This is a genomic window from Kaistia nematophila (assembly GCF_026343855.1).
Classification (GTDB): Bacteria; Pseudomonadota; Alphaproteobacteria; order Rhizobiales; family Kaistiaceae; genus Kaistia; species Kaistia nematophila.
In genome coordinates this window covers 57,159-77,304 of record NZ_JAPKNK010000013.1, presented here as the reverse complement: position 1 = coordinate 77,304, position 20,146 = coordinate 57,159, and the positions used below count along the sequence as shown (strand labels likewise).

Genomic DNA, 20,146 nt, shown 5'->3' with positions numbered 1-20,146 from the left:
GCCCCCGGGCGCCCGCCTTCATCTCACCCTCTGCAGGAAGGGCCGCATGGCGACCACCGTTCCCCGCCTCGGCATGCATGGCATCGGCAAGTCCTTCGGACGCGTTCCGGTGCTGACGGATGTCGATCTGACCGTCGACCCCGGCGAAGTCGTCGCGCTGCTCGGCTCCAACGGCGCCGGTAAATCGACGCTGATGAAGATCCTGACTGGCCTCTACACTCGCGACGGCGGCTCAGTCCGCATCGATGGCGGCGAGGTCGACTTCAAGGATCCGGCCGCCGCCGTCGCCGCGGGCGTCAAGCTGCTGCCGCAGGAAATCTCCGTCATGCCGGACATGACGGTGGCCGAGAACATCTTCTTGGGCGACATGCCGCTGAAACGCCGCTTCGGCATCCTGCAGGTCGACAAGGACACGATGCGGACGCGGTCGCGCGAACTGCTCGACCAGCTCGGTTTCGCCAACATCCTGCCCGACATGCTGGTGAAACACCTTTCCGTCGCCGAGCAGCGCATCGTCGAGATCGCCCGCGCGCTCGCCGGCAAGGCCAGCATCCTCGTCATGGACGAGCCGACAGCGGCGCTGACCGAGCAGGAAGCGAAGATGATCTTCAGGATCATCCGCCGCCTGAAGGAAAACCGCGTCTCCGTCATCTATATCTCGCACTACCTGTCGGAAGTGTTCGAGATCTCCGATCGCATCGTCGTGCTGCGCGACGGCCGCAATGCCGGCACCTTCAACACCGCCGACACCAAGCGAGGCGAGGTCCTCGCCGCCATGCTCGGCAACACGGTCGACGATCTCTACGATGTCGGCGCGCCGGGCGTCGCCGGCGCCGAGATCCTCGCCGTCGAGAAGCTTACCATCCCGCGCAAGCTCGAAGACGTCGCCTTCAGCCTGCACCAGAACGAGATCCTCGGCATTTTCGGCCTGGTCGGCTCCGGCGTCGAAGTGCTCGGCCGCGCGCTATATGGCGCGCTCGGTCCCCTCAAGACGGCCGAGGTCCGGCTGGGCGGCCAGAGCTACCGGCCGATGAGCGCCCGCGACGGCAAGCTCGCCGGCATCGGCTTCGTCGCCGCCGAGCGCAAGAAGGAAGGCATCATCGCCGACCTGACCGTGCGCGAGAACATCGCCCTCCCCTTCGAGGAGCGCTTCGAGCGCGGCCTGTTCATGTCGCAGGCCGAGGAGGCGCAGCACGCCATCCGCTGGATCGGCGAGCTCGGCATCCGCACCCGCGGCCCCGAGCAGAAGATCCGCACCCTTTCCGGCGGCAACCAGCAGAAGGTCTGCATCGCGCGCTGGCTGGTCGAGGGCGTCAAGCTGCTGATCCTCGAGGAACCCACGCGCGGCGTCGATGTCGGCGCAAGGCGCGAGATCTACGGCAAGCTGCGTGAACTCGCGAACCGCGGCTATGCCGTGCTGATCCTCTCCTCCGACGTCGAGGAAGTCGCGGGGATCAGCGACCGCTCGCTGGTGCTCGACCGCGGCCGCGTCGTCGGAACCTTCGAACGGGGCGCCAAGCCCGCCGAACTCATGGCCGCAACCGGCAACGATCCTGCCTTTTCGGCACCCTGAAGGACCCATTCCATGGCCCAATCCATCGAAACCCACTCCGCCGGCGGCGCCAGGGAACAGATGCTCTCGCTGTTCGGCAAGCCTTGGTCGGGCGTCGCCATGCTCGGGATCTTCTATCTGATCCTGATTGCGGTCTTCTCCGTCCTGTCGCCCTATTTCCTGACGCTCAGGAACATGCTGCAGATCGGCGGCAACGTCGCCTATATCGGCCTGATGGCCGCGGCCGGCACGCCGCTGATCATCGCCGGCGGACTCGACCTCTCGGTCGCGGCCATCGCCGGCCTGACCGGCGTCGTCATCTCGATGCTGCACGGCATGGGCTTCCCGATCTGGATCGGCGTGCTGCTCGCGATTGCTGTAGCTGGCGCCATCGGCGTGGTTAACGGACTGTTTACAACCCGTCTGCGCCTGAACCCGCTGATCGTGACCCTCGGCATGATGAGCATCATCTCCGGCATCGCCCTGGTGCTGACCGGCGGCCTGACCCGGCCGCTGATGGTGCCGGGCTTCAACTGGGTCGGTTCGGGCCGCGTCGCCGGCATCCCGATCCCGTTCGTGATCATGATGGTCACCTTCGTCGGCCTCTGGATTGTCATGACGAAGATGCGCTTCGGCCGCTACATCTACGCCGCCGGCGGCAATGCCGAGGCGTCGCGCCTGATCGGCATCCCGCTCGAGAAGACCGTCATCATCCTCTATGTGATCTCGGCCATCTCCGGCGCCGTCGCCGGCACCATCCTGGGCGCCATGCTGGGCGCTGCAGGCCCGACCGCCGCCGGCTCGCAACTCCTGACCGTCATCGCCGCCATCATCCTCGGCGGCACCAGCCTCAACGGCGGTCGCGGCAGCGTCTGGGGTACGCTGCTGGCCGTGCTGATCCTCGGCACGCTCAATAACGGCCTGACTTTGCTCAATGTTTCCAGCTTCTGGCAGGACGTGACGCGCGGCGTCGTGTTGATGCTTGCAGTCAGCCTCGACCAGATCCGAACCCGCGCGCTGGGGGAATAGGATGGCGGAAATGATCCCGGCCGACTTCGAACCGATCGAGCGCAGCTCGGTAGCCGAACAGGTTGCCAAGAAGCTCCTCGACCTGGTGCGGACGAAGAACCTTCGGCCGGGCGACCAGCTTCCGCCCGAGCGCGAGCTGGCGGCCGCCATGCAGGTGAGCCGGCCGAGCGTGCGCGAGGCGCTGCGCGGCCTGCAGATCCTTGGCGTGCTCAAGGTCCGGCAGGGCGGCGGCATCTATGTGTCATCGCTCGAAGCCTCCGACCTGCTCGGGCCGCTGCAACTGCTGATCACGCTCAACGAGCACAACGTCAATGCGCTCTACGAGTCGCGGAAGCTGATCGACGGCGGCATCGGGCGCATGGCGGCCGAGCGGATCACGGCGGAAGACCTGACGCGGATGAAAAACATGCTGATCGTCCAGCGCGGATTGATCAACGATCCCATAGGCTTCCGCGTCTCCGACGTCGAGTTCCACCGCGTCCTCTCCGACGCGACGGGCAACCCGTTCCTCGTGCGCGTCTCGACCTCGCTCTACGTCCTCGGCATGGAATACCGGCGGATCGCCGCCGAGACGCCGGGCGTCCTCGGCCAGTCCTTTAGGGATCACGAGCTCATCGTCGCGGCGCTGGCGGCGCGCGACCCCGACGCCGCCGAGGCCGCGATGGTCCAGCACATGACCAACGTGCACCTCTCGACGGTCAACGCCATGGATATCACTCCCTGATGGAACGAAACTCATGAAGCGCGCCAGGATTGGCATCATCGGGACCGGATGGTGGGCGGTCGAGAACCACATTCCGGCGCTCAGGGACAACCCGCATTGCGAACTGGTCGCCGTCAACCGGCTCGGCAAGGCGGAGCTCGGGCAGATCCAGAGCCGCTTCGGCATCGAGCACGGCTATGAGGACTATGCCGCGATGCTGCGCGAGGTGCCGCTCGACGGCGTCATCGTCGCCTCGCCGCATGTGCTGCATCACGAACATGCGCTGGCCGCGATCCAGGCCGGCTGCCATGTCCTGGTCGAGAAGCCGCTCGCCACGACCGCGTCCGACGCGCGCGAGATCGTCGCGGCGGCGGCGGAGCGCGGTCGCGAGATCGTCGTGCCCTATGGCTGGAACTTCAAGCATTTCAGCGCGCGGGCGGCCGAGCTGATCGCCTCGGGCGCGATCGGCCGGGTCGAGCACGTCGTGCTGCAGATGGCCTCGGCGCTCGGCGACCTGATGGCCGGCGAGCCGATGAAGGAGACCGAGGGCGCGATGTTCCGCCCGCCGGCCTCGACCTGGGCGGATCCGAAGCGCGCCGGCGGCTATGGCTGGGGCCAGCTCGTCCATGCGCTCGGCCTGCTGTTCAAGATCGCCGATATCGAGCCGGAAGAGGTCTTCGCCATGGTCGGCCGCTCGCCGGCGGGCGTCGACTACTACGATGCCGCCGTCGTCCGCTTCGCCAATGGCGCCACCGGCTCGCTCTCCGGCTCGTCCACCGTGCCGAAGCATCGCGGCTTCCAGATCGACCTGCGCATCTTCGGCTCGGAAGGCATGCTGCTGCTCGACATCGAGCGCGAGCGGCTGGAAGTGAGCCGCCGCGACGGCACGGACGAGATCGTGCCGATCGCCGCCGGCGCCGGCGCCTATAGCTGCATCGAGCCGGTCAACCTGCTGGTCGATATCTGCCGCGGCCTGCATCCGCGCAACGAGTCGCCGGGCGTCGTCGGCATGCGCGCGGTCGAAGTGCTCGACGCGCTCTACCGCTCGGCCGAGAGCGGCCGCGTCGAGAAGGTCTGACGCGGATGAAGCTCTCGCTCACCACCTGGTCGCTGCGCGGCCTGACGCTGGACGAGGCGGCCGGGTTCTCGCGCGTGCTCGGAATCGGCGCGCTCGACCTCGGCTATTTCTACAAGCCCGGCCTCGACAGGGAAGCGCTGATCGCCGATCCCGACGGCATGGCCGAGCGCGTGCTGAAGCTCGGCGTCGCGCTGCCCAATCTCTACCACCTGTTCGGCGGCTCGCTGTCGGACCGGAACCTGGCCGATCCCCGCCATCGCGCGCAGAACGAGGCGGATTTCCGCCAGGTCGTCCACTTCGCCAGGAGCGCCGGCCTCGGCAGCGTCTTCGTGCTGCCCGGCGTGGTCAATCCCGGACAGGACCGGGCCGCGGCACTCGTGGAATCGGCGGAGAGCCTGCGCCGGCTGGTGGCGATCGCAGCGCCGGAAGGCATCCAGCTCACCATCGAGCCACATGTCCATTCCTATCTCGAAAGCCCGACGCTGGTGCTCGACCTGCTCGATCGCGTGCCCGGGCTGGAGCTCGTGCTCGACTACGCGCATTTCGTCTGCCTCGGCTACCGGCAGGAAGAGATCGACGTGCTGGCGCCGCATGCCGCGCACGTGCATCTGCGCCAGGCGCGCATGGGCGTGCTGCAATGCAAGCTGTCGCTCGGCACGCTCAATTTCCCGGCGATGCTGGGAACGCTCAGGGCGGCCGGCTATGACGGCTATCTGGCGATCGAATATGTGCATCAGGACTACATGGACGGGCTGCACGACGACGTGCTGACCGAAACCATCGACATGCGCGACTGCGTGAGGGAGTGGCTGGCGTGACGGAAAAAGGGATTGCGCTCGTGACGGGCGGCGCGGGCGGCATCGGCGCGGAGATCGTGCGCCGGCTGGCTGGGGACGGCTACCACGTCGTCGCCGCCGATCACAACGAGGCGCTGGCGGCCGAGGTCGCTAGTGGTGTCGGCGGCAGCGCGGTCGGCATCGACATCACCGACGCGAACTCGGTCGACCAGGCATTCGAGACGGTCCTCGACCAGCATGGCCGCCTCGACATCCTCGTCAACGCCGCCGGCATCCACCTGCAGAAGCTCGTCGTCGACACGACGCCGGAGGAATGGGACCGGATCCAGAGCGTCAATGCGCGCGGGCCGTTCCTGACCTGCCGCGCCGCGGCGCGGACGATGATGCGGGCCGAGCGCGGCCGCATCGTCAACATCATCACCCGGCTCAACTTCGGCAATCCCTATTCCAGCGCCTACATCTCGTCGAAGAACGCGCTCTGGGGCCTGACCCAGTGCCTCGCCGTCGAGCTCGCCTCCTACGGCATCACCGTCAACGGCGTCGCGCCCGGCCATGTCGGCCCCGGCACCGGGATGGAGAAACAGTTCCGCGAGAAGGCCGACAAGCTCGGCCTCTCCTGGGAGGCGTTCGAGGCGCAGGTCTTGAAGACGATCCCCGTCGGCCGCTGGTGCCGACCGGCCGATGTCGCCGCCGCCGTCTCCTACGTGGTCTCGCCGGAAGCCTCCTTTGTCACCGGCGAACTGATCAACGTCACCGGCGGCTTCGTCGGCTACGGCATCGCGCCGCCGAAGGAAGCCCGCTTCGGAAGGGACGCCGACTGATGAGCAAGGATCTGCGCAATGGCGGCCTCGACCGCCTGTCGGTCGACGACATCCTGAAGCCCGGTTTCTCGACCCCCTGGGACGCGCCGATGGTGCCGCCCTATCCGTTCACCTTCCGCAATGTCGACGTGCTGACGCTGGTCTGGCGCACGACGGAGGCGGCCGTCGCGCGGCTGCTGCCGCCGCCGCTGGAGCCGACCAGCGACATCGTCATGGCGCATATCTACAAGATGAACGACACGGAGTGGCTCGGCCCCTACGGCGAGAGCAACGTCTCGCTCGGCTGCCGCCTGCCGGGCGTCGCCGAAGGGTCCTACTCGCCCTATCTGTTCCTCTCCTCCGACGCGGGCGTCGTGCATGGCCGCGAGTTGCACGGCCAGCCGAAGAAATATGGCGAGCCGAAACTGGAGCTGCGCGGCGATCTCGTCGTCGGCACGGTGGCGCGGAACGGCATCGACGTCCTGACCGGGACGCTGCCCTACAAGCAGCGCACCGACACGCTCGCCAGCCTCAACAAGCATTTCGACTTCGCCGAGAACATCAATCTGAAGGTGATCGACCACATCGACCAGCGCCCGGCCATCCGGCAGCTGACGGCGCGGCGGCTCGCCAATGTCGTCGTGCATGAATGCTGGGGCGGTCCCTGCACCGTCGAGCTGCGGCCCAACGCGCAGGCGCCGATCCACCGCCTGCCGGTGGTCGACATGCTGGACGGGCTGCACTGGAAGGCCGATTTCACGCTGGTGCCCGGCCGCATCGTTCACGACTATCTCGCCTGAGGGGAAATCATGGGTCACTACGCCTGGGTTCTGGAAGTCCGTCCGGGATGCGAAGAGGAATACAAGAAGGCGCATGACGAGATCTGGCCGGAGATGCTGGAGACGCTGAAGGCGGCCGGCATCCGCAACTATTCGATCTTCCGGCTCGGCCTGAAGCTGATCGGCTATTTCGAGACCGATGACCTGCAGAAGACGATCGCCTATCTCAAGGATGATCCGGTCAACAAGCGCTGGGGCGAGGCGATGGCGCCGATCATGAAGCTCGAGGGCGACCCGCGCACCGGCTTCGCTTATCTTCTGCCCCTGCAATGGCACATGGATTGATCGGACCCACCATGCTCGACGGAGAAATCGCCCTCGTCACCGGCGCCAAGGGCGGCATCGGGGCGGCCGCCGCCAAGGCGCTCGCCGAAGCTGGCGCCCGCGTCATCGTCACGGCGCGGCGGCTTGCCGACGCCGAGGCGGTCGCAGGGCAATGCGCAGAGGGCCGAGCGCTCGGCCTCGCCTGCGATGTGGCGGACCCGGAAGCGGTCCGCGCCGCCGTCCGCGAGGCGACCGCCCTGGTCGGCGCGCCGACCCTCCTCGTCAACAACGCCGGCACGGTGCAGCCGATCGGCCTGCTGCACGAGACCGACGCCGACGCCTGGGCCGCCAACATCAACGCGACGCTGATCGGCGCGGCGGCGATGGCGCGGGCGGTCCTGCCCGCCATGCTCGACCGGGGCGGCGGCGCCATCGTCAACCTGTCCTCCGGTGCGGCGCACCGCGCGATGGAGGGCTGGAGCGCCTATTGCGCCGCCAAGGCCGGGCTCGCCATGGTGACGAAGTCGCTGGCGCTCGAATATGGGGCACGCGGCATCCGCGCCTTCGGCTTCGCGCCGGGGATCGTCGATACCGGCATGCAGGTCGAGATCCGCGCCTCCGGCATCAATCCGGTCAGCAAGCTGCCGCGCGAGGCGCTCGCCTCGGTCGATGATCCGGCGAAGGCGATCGTCTTTCTCTGCACCTCGGCGGCGGGCGATCTCGCCGGGCTCGAGGTCGACATCCGCGAAGCCTCGTTCCGTGAACGGGCCGGGCTGCCGGCGCTGCCCGCCGCCTGATCAACTTCGCAAAACGGGTCGTTCCGGCGCACGAAGGTCTGGAACATTTCAGATTTTCGTGCGTTCCTTCTGAGAGGCGGCAGGGGGAGTGCCGCCGGTTGGGAGGGTAAGATGGAGCTTCGTCACTTCCGTCAGCAGCCCAATATAGGGCCGCGCGATACCGCCGGGCTGCCGAACCATGTCCTCGAGAAGATTGCGGCCGGCGAGCAGCCGTTGAAAGCCATTCGTGAATGGCGCTGCATCAGCCAGACCGACCTGGCCGACCGGACCGGCGTCGCCGTGACGCAAATCATGCGCTGTGAATCCGGCTGGCTGATTTCCAAGGAAGCGCTGCGCCTGCTGGCGCGTGGATTGCGCGTGCACGACGAGTTGCTCGTCGACTAGCACTGCCTGGTTCGCTGAACGCGACCGAACACCGGAGCCCTGCCCGCCCGTCGCCGCCTTGCGCGGCACGGGGAGCGTTGCCTGTCGCATAAGGAGAAAAACGATGGATCCGAAGAAGCCGATCCCCGATCCGCTGCAGCCCGACCCCTCGGACCTTCACCGGGTGCCCGATGTCGATGACCGCGCCAACCAGGCTTTTCTCGACGCGCTGATCGATACGGATGGCCGGCCGATGCGCGACGCGATCGACATGCCGGAAGACGACGAGGAAGACGAAGACGAAACCGACGAGGACGAGCCCTAGCGTCTCGGGGCCTCTCGAAGCTAGGCGACGGATGCACCGCCGCCCGGCAAGCGGCCGAATTATCCTCTTTACACCTTGCCGCCCAAGGCGCTGAATCGATCGACTGGAAGCGTGAAGGCGTATCGATCTTGATCGCGATCATCCCTTCTCCGTCAACCCAGAGGCCTGTATTCGCGGCCCGTCGTTGTTTCACCGACGCCTTCCTCGCGGTGGCCCGGCATGATTGATCTCGTCACTGCCCCCTACGCCATTCTTCTTCTGCGGATCAGCCTCGGCATCCTTTTCATCGCCCATGCCCTGCTGAAGTGGCGCGTCTATACGATCCCCGGCACGATGGCCTTCTTCCGGTCGCTCGGCCTGCCCGGCTGGTTCGCCTATGTCACGATCACGGTCGAGCTCGGCGGCGCGGCCTGCCTGATCCTCGGCATCTGGCCGCGCATCGTGGCGCTGCTTTTGATGCCGCTGATGATCGGCACCATCGTGACGGTCCACGGCAAGAAGGGCTGGCTGTTCAGCAATCCGGACGGCGGCTGGGAATATCCCGCTTTCTGGACCGCGACGCTCTTCATCCTCTTCCTGCTCGGCGATGGCGCCGCCGTCCTGCTGCACTCGCCTTCGCTCTTCGGTTCGTGATGAGCGCGGCAAGGCGACTTCGATAGAATAGCCTCGACACAAGTTCGTCTCCGCCGTCGAGCCGTCGCAGGCTGGAGTTTCGACATGGGACCACACCACATCCCGCCGACTTCCCCGCCCCTTGCGATCGATGCCCCGCCCGATCCGCTTCGGCGGGCGCTTCTGGTCGGCTTCGGAGCGACCTATGTTCTCTCGCTCCTTCCCTTCGCCCTAGCGCAGGAGGTGCCCGACGCGGCGATGGCGCCGTTCATGGCGCTTTCGGCGCTACTGGTCGGACGTACGTCGCTCGATACGGGACAGGCCAGGCGCCTGCATGACGCGCTCGCCGCCAACGATGCCGGCTTCGCGGACAGGACCCGGCAGCTGCTCCAGTTGATCGAGCAGCGCAAGATCGACCCGATGCAGTTGCAGCAAACGTTGAATGACGAGAATTCGCCGTTGAAGGACCTGCCCGGGCAGATCGTGACGGCCTGGTATCTCGGCATCGTCGGCAGCGGTGTGCGCGCGCGCTGCATCGCCTTCGAGACGGCGCTCAACGCCCAAATCGTCGCCGATGTCCTGAAGCCGCCGACCTATGCCTATGGCGGCTACGGCAGCTGGTCCCGCAATCCGGCCGAGGGTCCCGACCATGGCTGACACCCTGTCCGCGGATTATGTCGTCATCGGCTCCGGCATCATCGGCTCGCAGGTGGCGCGCAAGCTGGCGTTGGCCGGTGCCTCGGTGATCATCCTCGAGGCCGGGCCGCGGGTCACGCGCGGCGAGATCGTGGCGCGCTTTCGCAACTCGCCGCGCCGCAGCGACTGGATGTCCCCCTATCCGCCGGTCGACTGGGCGCCGCATCCCGTCTACCAGCCGACGGACAATGGCTATCTGATACAGGGTGGTCCCTATCCCTACCCTGCGGAATATATCCGCCAGGTGGGCGGAACGACCTGGCACTGGGCGGCGCAGGCGTGGCGCAACGTTCCCAACGACTTCCAGATCAAGAGCCTGTACGGCGTCGGCGTCGACTGGCCGATCCGCTACGAGGATCTCGAGCCCTTCTACCAGGAGGCCGAGGAAATCATGGGAGTTTCGGGCGCGCCGAACACCGGCTCGCCACGGCAAAAGCCCTTTCCGATGGAGCCGGTCGCCGAAGTCTACGCGATGCGCCGGCTGCGCGAGCGGCTCGCCTCCGACTTTCCGGTGGTCTCCAACACGACGGCGCGCAACAGCCGGCCCTATGACGACCGCCCGGCCTGCGTTGGTAACAACAGCTGCCAGCCGATCTGTCCGGTCGACGCGCAATATCATGGCGGCCTCGCCGCCGCCGCGGCCGAAGCGGCAGGCGTACAGCTGATCCCAAACGCCAATGTCTACAAGCTGGAGCATGACGAGCGCGGCCGGGTCGCCGCCGCGCTCTACTACGACCCGGACAAGGCCTCGCATCGCGTCACCGGCAAGACCTTCGTCGTCGCCGCCAACGGCATCGAGAGCCCGCGGCTGCTGCTGCTATCGACCAGCGACAAGTTTCCCAAGGGCCTCGCCAACGGCTTCGACATGGTCGGCCGCCATCTGATGGACCATCCGAGCACATCGCTGACCTTTGACGCGGACGAGGATGTCTGGCTCGGGCGCGGACCGCAAAGCCCGAGCTCGATCAACACGATGCGCGACGGCGCCTTCCGCAGCGAGCATGCGCCCTATCGGCTCGACTTCACCAATATCTCGCGCGTCGACGGCGCCACCACCTCGCTCATCAAGCAGGGCGTCTTTGGGCCCGAACTGGAAAAGCGCCTGCGCCACAGCGCAGCCCGCGAGATGAGCGTCAAGAACGTTCTGGAGGTGCTGCCCAACCCCGATCACCGGATCATGCTGAGTTCGGAAAAGGATGCGATGGGCATCCCCAAGCCGGAAACGCACTACTCGATCGAGGACTATACCCGCCGCGGCGCGGAGCGCTCGCAGCAGGACTTCCGCCGCATCGCCGAGCTGATGGGCGGCACCAACCTGCGCTTCAGCAAGGATGGCGACTTCGCCAACAACCAGCATATCTGCGGCACGCTGAGCATGGGCAGCGACCCCAAGGTCTCGGTCTGCGACGAGTGGGGCCGCACGCATGACCACGAGAACCTGTATCTCGCCGGAACCGGCGTCCTGCCGACCTCGGCGACCTGCAACTCGACCGAGAATGCGCTTGCCGTCGCCCTGCGCGCCGTGCCGCACATGCTGGCGCAGCAGGGGGCGGCCTCCACCCCGCCGCCGCGCGACGCCGCCGAGCGGGTGCCATCGTGAGACGGCCGCGTCGCCGCGCGGCCGCGCCTGCCTGGCTGGCGCTGGCGCTTTCGGGCCTGATCGGCGCCGCCGCTCCCGGGCCGGCCCACGCCGCCGACGCCGACACCATCGCGCGCGGCAAATATCTCGCCATCGCCTCGGATTGCACGGCCTGCCACACCCTTCCCGGCGGCAAGCCGATGGCGGGGGGATTGCCGATCGAAACCCCGATCGGGGCGATCATCGCCACCAACATCACCCCGTCCAAGACGGCCGGCATCGGCAATTACACGCTCGACCAGTTCAGCGCCGCCCTTCGCAGGGGCGTGCGACGTGACGGCCAGCTGCTCTACCCGGCCATGCCCTACACCGCCTATGCGAAGCTCTCGGACGAGGACGTCGCCGCGCTCTACGCCTATTTCATGAACAGCGTCGAACCGGTGGACCAGAAGCCGGCCGAGACCAAGCTGCCGCTGCCGTTCAATATCCGCCTGTCGATGGCGGCGTGGAATCTCCTGTTCCTCGACGGCAAGCCGTTTTCATCGGACCCGTCGCAGAGCGCCGAATGGAACCGCGGCGCCTATCTGGTCCGCGGGCCGGCGCATTGCGGCACCTGCCATACTCCGCGCAACCTGCTGATGGCGGAGCAATCCTCGCGTGAGATGGCCGGCGGCGATATCGGCTTCTGGCACGCTCCCAACGTGACCTCCGACGCGAACAGCGGCATCGGCGGCTGGAGCATCGACGAACTCGTCGCCTACATGCGCGACGGTCATGCCAGCGCCAAGGCGCAGGCGGGCGGCCCGATGGCGGAAGCGGTGGAGAACAGCCTGCGCTTCCTGACCAACGCGGATCTTCGCGCAATTGCCGTCTACCTGAAATCCGTGCCGGCGATCCACGATCCCGCCGACACCAGGCCGACCTATCTCTGGGGCAACCCGACGGACGATCTCGCCAAAATCCGGGGCGTGCCCTTGCCAGGGGATCACGACCAGTGGAGCGGCGCGCAGATCTATGACGCCTATTGCGCGAGCTGCCATCAGGACAAGGGCCAGGGCAGCTTCGACGGCAGGCTGCCGTCGCTACTGCACAACACGGCTCTCGGCACGACGAACACCAACAATGTCGTGGCGGTCATCCTGCAGGGCCTCCGCCGGCAGCCGGACGTGCTGATGCCGGCCTTTGCCGATGCGCTCTCGGACCAGCAGGTGGCCACGCTCGGCGCCTACCTGATCGAGAATTTCGGCAATCCGGCCGCCAAGGTGACGGCCGATCAGGTCAAGGCCATCCGCGCCGGGGCGGCCGCCCCGAACTCAACGCTCATCCTCGGCGCGCAGATCGCGACGGTCGCCGCCCCTCTGGTCGTGATCGCCCTGCTGCTCGGCTGGATCGGCCGGCGGCGGAGCCGGGGGGAAAACGCCTCCGACATGGGATAGGCCCCGACGCCAAGGGTCGGGCGGTGCCTTTCCATCCTTCCGCTGCTACCCTGCGGACCAGCCCTCCCCACCACGCACGAAACGCCCGCGACATGCCCTCGACGCAGCCCACATCAGTCCTTCCCATACCGCCGCCGCCGCCGCGCAGCACGCTGAGCCTCGGCATGATGTTCCGGCTGCGCGATGCCAAGCGGCGATGGCCCTTCGCGATGCGCGCCGCGCTCTGCATGGGCATACCGGTGGTGGCGGGCTGGGCTCTCGGCGACACATCGGCCGGGCTGATGGCGACGACCGGCGCCTTCACCGCCCTCTATGGCAGCGACCGGCCCTATCTCAACCGCGCCTATTATCTCGCCCTGATCGCGCTGGCGTTCACGATCGCCGTCAGTCTCGGCGTCTGGGCGCAGGCGACGCCCTGGATGGTGGTGCCCGCCGTCGCGCTGATGGCGATGGTCGCGACCTTCCTCTGCAACGCGCTGCGCGTGTCGCCGCCCGGCGCCTACATGTTCACGCTCGCCTGCGCCGCGGGCACCGCGATCCACGCACCGCACCTGACCGTCGGCCACACCGCGCTGCTAGTCTCGGCCGGCGGCGCCGTCGCCTGGATCGCGCACATGATCGGGGCCTTCTTCTGGCCGCGCGGGCCGGAGCGAAAGGCGGTCGCCGCCTCCGCCGAGGCCGTGGCCCGGTTCATCGAAGCGATCGGAACCCCGGCTCAGGACGCGGCCCGCCACAATGCGGCGCAGTCGATGCAGGAATCCTGGACGACGCTCGTCAGCTTCCAGCCGCCGCGGCCGCGACCGGACGGCACGCTGAGCCGGTTGCGGGCGATCGGGCGCGAGCTTAACCAGCTTTTCGCCGAAGCGATGAGCGCGACCGGACCGCTGCCGGCCGCCGCCATCGACCAGGCGCGAGGTCTCGGCACGGAGGCGCTGAGCCCTCAGCCCGGCGCCGAGCGGACGGATCCGGGCCATGTTCCGCTCGGCCATCATGGCGTCGTCGACTCGCTGCGTGAAAGCCTTGCGCCCTGGTCGCCGGCGCTGCTCGTGACCGCGCGCGTCGGCGTCGCCACCGCGGTCGCCGGAACGCTCGGCGCCATGCTCGGTCTCGAACGCGCCTATTGGTGCATCGCCGCCGCCATGCTCATCCTGCACCAGGGTCTCGACTGGGCCCGCACACTACAGCGCGGCGTCGAGCGCATGGCCGGGACCATGGTCGGCCTGCTGCTGGCCGGTTCGATCCTGGCCCTGCAGCCGGGCGGCCTCTGGCTTGCCGTGACGCTCATGTGCCTGCAGTTCGTCATCGAGATGATCGTCATCCGCAACTACGCGCTGGCGGTCGTCTTCATCACGGCGGCGGCCCTCACCATCGCCTCGGGCGGCCATCCGGTGCCCGATGTCGGCCATCTGCTCTGGGTGCGCGGCATCGATACTGTCATCGGCTGCGTCGTCGGCCTCGGCGTGTTCGCGCTCTCCAATCCGCGCGTCGCCACGGCGCGGATTTCGGCCGAACTCGCCCGCACGCTCGAAGCCGTCGCCGCAACGATCCGCCACATGGCGAAGGGCGACGTTTTGACGGCGGAAGCGCGCGAAGCGCGGCGCGACCTGCAGCATCGCGCCCTCACGCTGCTCGGAGCCTATGACCGCAGCGCCGGCTCATCGCCCCGCTACGGCGCCGAAGCCGAGCGGATGTGGCCGGCCGTGGTCACGACCCAGCGGCTTTGCTACCGTGTGCTCTCGACCTGCTGGGCGATGGAGAACAGCGACCCGGCGGCGACAGCCGAGACGACCCGCACGCTGTTCGGGCCTGGCGGGGAGCGGGCGATCCTCGCCGCGCTGGCCGATCTCGAATGGGCCGTCCTGCACGACGACAGGCCGCAGCAGACGGCGCCGCTGCCGGCCTTCGTCGCGACCGAGCTTCAGAACCTGCGGGATTCGCTGGTTCCGGAAAGCACTTGAGCGGCACAGGGGGCCCGGACTGCGACAAAAGTTGCCGGCTACATTTCGTCACCTCGTTCGCGGCAAGGAGAACGGCTAGATTTTGACCACGAAGATCGAAAGCTAGGCATTGGCGACCCGGGAACTCTGCTTTCCCGCGCGCAGGCGAAGTCTTTCGGAAGGCAAGCCGTTGCCATTCCCGGCCGCCGGCCTGCTGCGAACCAGACCAGAGGATCGCCATGAGCGAAACCGAATCCAGATACCACCTCGCCTTCAAGCTCGGCGTCGCCGGCCGCTGCCCGCGCTGCCAGTCCGGTCACATCTTCAGCGGCTGGCTGAAGCTAGCGCCGCGCTGCGAGGTCTGCGGACTGGACTTCTCTTTCGCCGACCCGGCCGACGGCCCCGCCTTCTTCGCCCAGTTCGTCGGCTGTATCCCGGCCGTGATCCTGGCGCTCTGGCTGCAGGTCAAGTTCGAGGCGCCGCTCTGGGTCCACCTCTTCACGACGCTGCCCATGCTGCTGCTGCCGACCCTGCTGCTACTGAGGCCGATCAAGGGATGGCTGGTCTGCTCGCAGTACCTGCACCGGGCCGATGGCGGCGCGGAACTGACCCGGATCGACAAGTAGCGAATTCCAGACTGCATCGCAGAGATGAAAAAGGCCGGGTCATCCACCATGACCCGGCCCTTTTTACATTCTGGCTCGCGAGCCCCTACAGCGTGGCAGCGACCTCGTCGACGGCCTTGACGGTGGCGGCGACGACGATATCCGCCTCTTCCCGCGTCAGGCAGAGCGGCGGTGCGAATCCGAGGATGTCACCCTGCGGCATCGCGCGACCGATGACGCCCTGCCCCAGCAACGCCGTCGAGATGCGCGGGCCGACCTTGTCAGCCGCGTCGAAGAAGATCCGGTCGTCGCGGTCTCTGACGAACTCGACCGAGGCCAGAAGCCCTTCGCCGCGCACGTCGCCAACGATGCGATGGCCGCCGACGGCATCTGCAAGGCTCCTGCGGAAATAGGCGCCGACATCCCGGGCATTGTTGACGAGATCAAGCTCGTCGACGACTTCGAGATTGGCAACGCCGGCCGCCGTGCAGAGCGGATGGGACGAGTAAGTCCAGCCATGGCCGATCGGCCCGAACGTATCGGAACCCTGCTCCAGGATCCGCCACAGCTTTTCCGAGACGATGACGCCGGAAAGCGGCGCATAGGCCGAGGTCAGGCCCTTAGCGATGGTGATCAGATCCGGCTTCATGCCGTAGTGATCGGAACCGAACATCGAGCCGAGGCGACCAAACGCCGTCACGACCTCATCGGCGATCAGGATGATGTCGTACTTGTCGAGGATCGCCTGGATCTTCGGCCAGTAGCCGGCCGGCGGCGGCACGATGCCGCCCGTGCCCAGAACCGGCTCGCCGATGAAGGCGGCGATGGTCTCGGGCCCTTCGGCCAGGATCATCTCCTCCAGCTTGTCGGCGCAGAACTGCGAGAACTGCTCCTCGGTCAGGCTGCGGTCCTCGCGGCGATAGAAATACGGCGATTCCGTATGCAGCACCGGCGCACGCGGCAGGTCGAACAGATTGTGGAACGCGGCGAGGCCGGTCAGGCTGCCCGTCATGACGCCGGAGCCGTGATAGCCGCGCCAGCGCGAGATGATCTTCTTCTTCTCCGGACGGCCGAGCACGTTGTTGACGTACCAGACCAGCTTGATGTTGGTCTCGTTGGCGTCGGAGCCGGACAGGCCGAAGAAGACACGGCTCATATGCGCCGGCGCGCGGTCGATCACCATCTTGGCGAGCCGGATCGACGGCTCCGAGGCGTGGCCGACATAGGCATGGTAATAGGGCAGCTGCGATGCCTGCCGGGCGATCGCGTCGCTGATCTTGGTGCGGCCATAGCCGACATTGACGCAATAGAGGCCGGCGAACGCGTCGAGGCTGCGCTTGCCGTCGACATCGGTGATGTAGACGCCCTCGCCGCCGGCGATGATGCGGTTCGGCGTCTCGCCACGGGCATGCTGGGCCATATGCGTCGAGGGATGGAAGAAGTGATCCCGGTCCCAGGCGTGGAGTTCATTGTGCGAGAGCGTCGGCTGTTCTGACATGTCGATCTTTCGAAACCTGCGGGTCGAGCCCGGCATCCAGGGTGGGGGCGAGACGAAAGCGGACCGCCTCGCCCGAAGCGGTTCAGGCGGCGGCGACCGCTCGGGCGGCGGCGATCTCGGCGATCACCTCGTCGGTGGTGCGGGTCCGGCAGTAATGGCCGCGCATCGACTCGATCGACGTGGCGTGGTTTTCCGGCGTGTCGGCCGCGCAGCAATCCTCGACCTGGGTGACCAGGAAGCCGCGGTCGGCGGCGTCGCGGATCGCCGATTCGACGCACTGGTCGGTGACGACGCCGTAAATCACCAGATATTCGATGCCGAGATTGCGCAGCACATATTCGATGTTGGTGCAGTTGAAGATGCCGGAGGCCGTCTTCGGAATGACGATCTCGTCACCGCGCGGGCCGACCGCCTCGATCGGCAGCGCTTCCCAGGAGCCCTTCGGCACGTTCAGGCCGGAGATCTTGTGGTCCAGGCTGCGGTCGCGACCATCCTGCGTCAGACTCTCGATGACGGTGAAGATCACCTCGATACCGGCGGCGCGGGCGGCTTCCTGCAGGCGCGCCTGGTTGGGGATCAGCGTGTCGGCGATCCGCTCGTAGAAGGCGCGCTTCTTCGATTCCGGCGTGCCGTCGACGCGGGCCAGCGCCAGCAGTTCGGCGTTGAACTCGCCGTTCTGCATGTCGACATTGAGAAGCGCCGTGCGCGCCGGCACGAAATTGCGTTCACGATAGGCGCCATGCGGGGCGTCGATTGGCGGTAGTGTGGTCATCTGGCATCTCCGGCGAAGCATCTGAATGCGCGCCGACACTGTAATGAGAATTACGGTTCTGGGAATATGCTGCCAGAATGTTATTGAAATATTCAATCTCGAAAACAGGAGAAGACATGATCGACGAGACTGAGCCGACCGAAGGAGCCGCCCCCCGCTCCGGCAAGCCGACCCTCGCCGATCGCGTCACGGCCAGCATGGCCTCGTTGAGCGAGGCCGAGCGGCGGGCAGCGCGGGCCCTGCTCGCCCGCTATCCCACCACCGGCATGGAGACTGTGGCACTCTTCGCCGAGCGCGCCAAGGTCAGCGCACCGACCATCCTGCGCTTCGTCGCCAAGCTCGGCTTCACCGGCTACGCCGATTTCCGCCGCGCGCTGCGCGAGGAGATGGAGGCGCAGGCGGAATATCCGCTGACCCGGCCACATGCCGACGGCACCACGACCGCGGTCTCCGCCTTCACCCGCAGCCTCGTCACCACGGTCGAGAACTCGCTCGCCATGGTGAGTCAGGCGGATCTCGAGGCGCTAACCGACCTGCTGATCGACGAACGCCGGGAAATCTTCCTGCTCGGCGGCGATTTCACCGACCCGGCCGCGCGCCATCTGGAATTCCACCTGCGCAAGATGCGCAGCCGCGTCCGCCTGTTCTCGCAGGCGCTGCCGCGCCGCGCCGACGAGCTTGCCGACATCCGCAAACGCGACGTCGTCATCCTGTTCGATATCCGCCGCTACCAACTCGACACCATCCGCACCGCCGAAATCGCCAAGCAGCGCGGCGCGGTCGTCGCCCTCTTCACCGACCGCTGGATGTCGGACGTCGCGCAGGTGGCGGACATCGTCATCCGCGCCCAGGTCGACCTGCCCTCGCCCTGGGATAGCCTGATCGGCCTGATCGCACTGGTCGAGACGCTGGCGCTGTCCATCGACGCCCGGCAGTGGCCGATCGCCCGCACGCGCTTCGAGGCGATCGAGACGGTCCGCGCCAAGCTGATCCCCTGACATCCGACTGCGTGCCATAAATTACAGCTTCGCTGCCTATTTGGGCGGCTTGTAAAATTTTCGTCACGCATGCTAGCGTCGAGCCCTGCCGGACGAAGGCGCGGAACGCGGGCGCCGGCACGCAGTCGTGGTACATCGGGGGAAGAATGGCGATCGAGCGTGAAACGATCGTCACAGTCTGCTGCAGCGACATTGCTGGGCAGGTTCGTGGCAAGGGCTTTCCGGCCCGCGAACTCGAAAATCGGCGCCGCTTCGGCGTCGGCTGGACGCCAACCAACATCATGATCAACTGCTTCGGCCGCATTCCGGCGACGCCGTTCGGCGCCGAAGGCGACCTGATGCTCGTGCCGAGCCCGGAGGGCGACATCACGCTCGATTATGGCGACGGCTCGCCGGTCGAGCGGATCGTGCTCGGCGACATCCTGACCATGGCGGGCGAACGCTGGGAATGCTGCCTGCGCGGCTTCCTGAAGAACGCGCTCGACCGGCTGGAGGCCGAGACCGGGCTGCGCGTGCTCGCCAGCTTCGAGCACGAATTCTGGATCGACGGCGGCGAGGAACGGCCGGGCGATTCCTACGCCGCCAGCACGCTGCGCGGCCTCGAGCCCTTCATCGGCGATTATGTCGGCGCGCTGCGCGCCAACGGCCTGCAGCCGGACACCTTCCTGCCGGAATACGGCCCGCGCCAGTACGAGATCACCGTCGACCCGGCGCTGGCGCTCCAGGCGGCGGACGAGGCGGTCAAGCTGCGCGAGATCGGCCGCTCGGTCGCCAGGAAGCACGGCTACCACCTCTCCTTCTCGCCGGTGGTGACGCGCGGCATTGTCGGCAATGGCGTCCACATCCATTTCAGCCTGATCGACAAGGACGGCAATCCCGTCATGTACGATCCGGCCGGCCCCGGGAAGCTCAGCCCGGTCGGCGCATCCTTCGCCGCCGGCATCCTGAAGCATGGCCGCGCGATCTCGGCGATCGCCGCGCCGAGCGCCATCTCCTATGAGCGGCTGAAGCCGCATTCCTGGTCGGCCTATTACCTCAACCTCGCCGATCGCGACCGCGAGGCGCTGCTGCGCATCTGCCCCTACCCGGAAGTCGAGGGGGTGAATGTCGCCAAGCGCTACAACATCGAGTTCCGCGGCGCCGACGCCACGGCCAGCCCCTATCTTCAGCTCGCCATGCTGATCCACGCAGGCCTCGAAGGCATCCGCGCCAACCTGCCGGCACCCTATCTCTCCAGCGGCGACCCCGGCACGCTGTCGCAGGCCGAGCGCGACGCGCGCGGCATTGGCGACCTGCCCCGCAGCCTGCCGGAGGCGCTTCAGGCGCTGGAGGAAGACAGCGTCGCGATGGGCTGGCTCGGCCCGGTTCTTTCCAAGGCCTACCTGATCCACAAGCGCGGCGAGATCTCGATGTCGGAAGGCATCGACATCGACGAACTCTGCCGCATCTATGCGCGAGCCTATTGA

Annotated in this window: 21 protein-coding genes; 19 read left to right on the top strand and 2 right to left on the bottom strand. The window is 67.1% G+C overall.

Features of this window, described 5'->3' with window-relative positions; genetic code table 11:
* Positions 1–46: 46 nt before the first annotated feature.
* From OSH07_RS22325 to OSH07_RS22245, 17 genes are all read left to right on the top strand, one after another.
* Positions 47–1,573, top strand: coding sequence for a sugar ABC transporter ATP-binding protein (locus OSH07_RS22325; RefSeq protein WP_266340916.1), 1,527 nt, complete (start codon positions 47–49; stop codon positions 1,571–1,573).
* A 12-nt stretch (positions 1,574–1,585) separates the two neighbouring features.
* A complete protein-coding gene (locus OSH07_RS22320; RefSeq protein ID WP_266340915.1) occupies positions 1,586–2,581 on the top strand; it encodes an ABC transporter permease in 996 nt (331 codons plus the stop codon).
* Positions 2,582–2,591: 10 nt separating this feature from the next.
* The gene (locus tag OSH07_RS22315; RefSeq protein ID WP_266340914.1) at positions 2,592–3,305 is read left to right on the top strand and encodes a FadR/GntR family transcriptional regulator; all 714 of its coding nucleotides are present in this window, start codon (positions 2,592–2,594) and stop codon (positions 3,303–3,305) included.
* A 13-nt stretch (positions 3,306–3,318) separates the two neighbouring features.
* On the top strand, positions 3,319–4,362 hold the full coding sequence (locus OSH07_RS22310) for a Gfo/Idh/MocA family protein (protein WP_266340913.1): 1,044 nt from the start codon (positions 3,319–3,321) through the stop codon (positions 4,360–4,362).
* A gap of 5 nt (positions 4,363–4,367) precedes the next feature.
* The gene (locus OSH07_RS22305) at positions 4,368–5,180 is read left to right on the top strand and encodes a sugar phosphate isomerase/epimerase family protein (RefSeq protein ID WP_266340912.1); all 813 of its coding nucleotides are present in this window, start codon (positions 4,368–4,370) and stop codon (positions 5,178–5,180) included.
* Positions 5,177–5,980 carry an SDR family NAD(P)-dependent oxidoreductase gene (locus OSH07_RS22300; protein WP_266340911.1) on the top strand — a complete coding sequence of 268 codons (804 nt, stop codon included), beginning with the start codon at positions 5,177–5,179 and terminating at the stop codon, positions 5,978–5,980. Before OSH07_RS22305 ends, OSH07_RS22300 begins: the two co-directional genes overlap by 4 nt.
* A complete protein-coding gene (locus tag OSH07_RS22295) occupies positions 5,980–6,759 on the top strand; it encodes an acetoacetate decarboxylase family protein (RefSeq protein ID WP_266340910.1) in 780 nt (259 codons plus the stop codon). The genes OSH07_RS22300 and OSH07_RS22295 overlap by 1 nt, the downstream gene beginning before the upstream one ends.
* A 9-nt stretch (positions 6,760–6,768) precedes the next feature.
* The gene (locus OSH07_RS22290; RefSeq protein WP_266340909.1) at positions 6,769–7,083 is read left to right on the top strand and encodes an L-rhamnose mutarotase; all 315 of its coding nucleotides are present in this window, start codon (positions 6,769–6,771) and stop codon (positions 7,081–7,083) included.
* An 11-nt stretch (positions 7,084–7,094) separates the two neighbouring features.
* Positions 7,095–7,859 carry an SDR family NAD(P)-dependent oxidoreductase gene (locus OSH07_RS22285; protein WP_266340908.1) on the top strand — a complete coding sequence of 255 codons (765 nt, stop codon included), beginning with the start codon at positions 7,095–7,097 and terminating at the stop codon, positions 7,857–7,859.
* Between the two features lie 111 nt (positions 7,860–7,970).
* The gene (locus tag OSH07_RS22280; protein WP_266340907.1) at positions 7,971–8,243 is read left to right on the top strand and encodes a helix-turn-helix domain-containing protein; all 273 of its coding nucleotides are present in this window, start codon (positions 7,971–7,973) and stop codon (positions 8,241–8,243) included.
* A 103-nt stretch (positions 8,244–8,346) separates the two neighbouring features.
* Positions 8,347–8,547, top strand: coding sequence for a hypothetical protein (locus OSH07_RS22275; RefSeq protein ID WP_266340906.1), 201 nt, complete (start codon positions 8,347–8,349; stop codon positions 8,545–8,547).
* A 219-nt stretch (positions 8,548–8,766) separates the two neighbouring features.
* Positions 8,767–9,180: a DoxX family protein gene (locus tag OSH07_RS22270; RefSeq protein WP_266340905.1), complete on the top strand. Its 414-nt coding sequence runs from the start codon at positions 8,767–8,769 to the stop codon at positions 9,178–9,180.
* A gap of 84 nt (positions 9,181–9,264) precedes the next feature.
* Entirely contained in the window at positions 9,265–9,816 is a 552-nt protein-coding gene (locus OSH07_RS22265; RefSeq protein ID WP_266340904.1) for a sorbitol dehydrogenase family protein, read from the top strand.
* On the top strand, positions 9,809–11,455 hold the full coding sequence (locus OSH07_RS22260) for a GMC family oxidoreductase (RefSeq protein WP_266340903.1): 1,647 nt from the start codon (positions 9,809–9,811) through the stop codon (positions 11,453–11,455). The genes OSH07_RS22265 and OSH07_RS22260 overlap by 8 nt, the downstream gene beginning before the upstream one ends.
* Positions 11,452–12,870 (top strand): c-type cytochrome, encoded by a 1,419-nt coding sequence (locus OSH07_RS22255; RefSeq protein WP_266340902.1) that lies wholly within the window; start codon positions 11,452–11,454, stop codon positions 12,868–12,870. Before OSH07_RS22260 ends, OSH07_RS22255 begins: the two co-directional genes overlap by 4 nt.
* 92 nt (positions 12,871–12,962) lie before the next feature.
* Positions 12,963–14,828, top strand: a complete 1,866-nt coding sequence (locus OSH07_RS22250) for an FUSC family protein (protein WP_266340901.1) — start codon at positions 12,963–12,965, stop codon at positions 14,826–14,828.
* A 218-nt stretch (positions 14,829–15,046) separates the two neighbouring features.
* On the top strand, positions 15,047–15,433 hold the full coding sequence (locus OSH07_RS22245) for a DUF983 domain-containing protein (RefSeq protein ID WP_266340900.1): 387 nt from the start codon (positions 15,047–15,049) through the stop codon (positions 15,431–15,433).
* Between the two features lie 85 nt (positions 15,434–15,518).
* On the opposite strand, the gene OSH07_RS22240 is transcribed toward OSH07_RS22245, so the two are convergent.
* Both OSH07_RS22240 and OSH07_RS22235 read right to left on the bottom strand, forming a co-directional pair.
* On the bottom strand, positions 15,519–16,910 hold the full coding sequence (locus OSH07_RS22240) for an aspartate aminotransferase family protein (protein ID WP_266340899.1): 1,392 nt from the start codon (positions 16,908–16,910) through the stop codon (positions 15,519–15,521).
* Between the two features lie 82 nt (positions 16,911–16,992).
* On the bottom strand, positions 16,993–17,682 hold the full coding sequence (locus OSH07_RS22235; RefSeq protein WP_266340898.1) for a cysteine hydrolase family protein: 690 nt from the start codon (positions 17,680–17,682) through the stop codon (positions 16,993–16,995).
* Between the two features lie 116 nt (positions 17,683–17,798).
* Here OSH07_RS22235 and OSH07_RS22230 point away from each other — a divergent pair, with 116 nt between their 5' ends.
* Positions 17,799–18,680 (top strand): MurR/RpiR family transcriptional regulator, encoded by an 882-nt coding sequence (locus tag OSH07_RS22230; protein WP_266340897.1) that lies wholly within the window; start codon positions 17,799–17,801, stop codon positions 18,678–18,680.
* Between the two features lie 146 nt (positions 18,681–18,826).
* Complete coding sequence (locus OSH07_RS22225) at positions 18,827–20,146, top strand: type I glutamate--ammonia ligase (RefSeq protein WP_266340896.1); 1,320 nt, start codon at positions 18,827–18,829, stop codon at positions 20,144–20,146.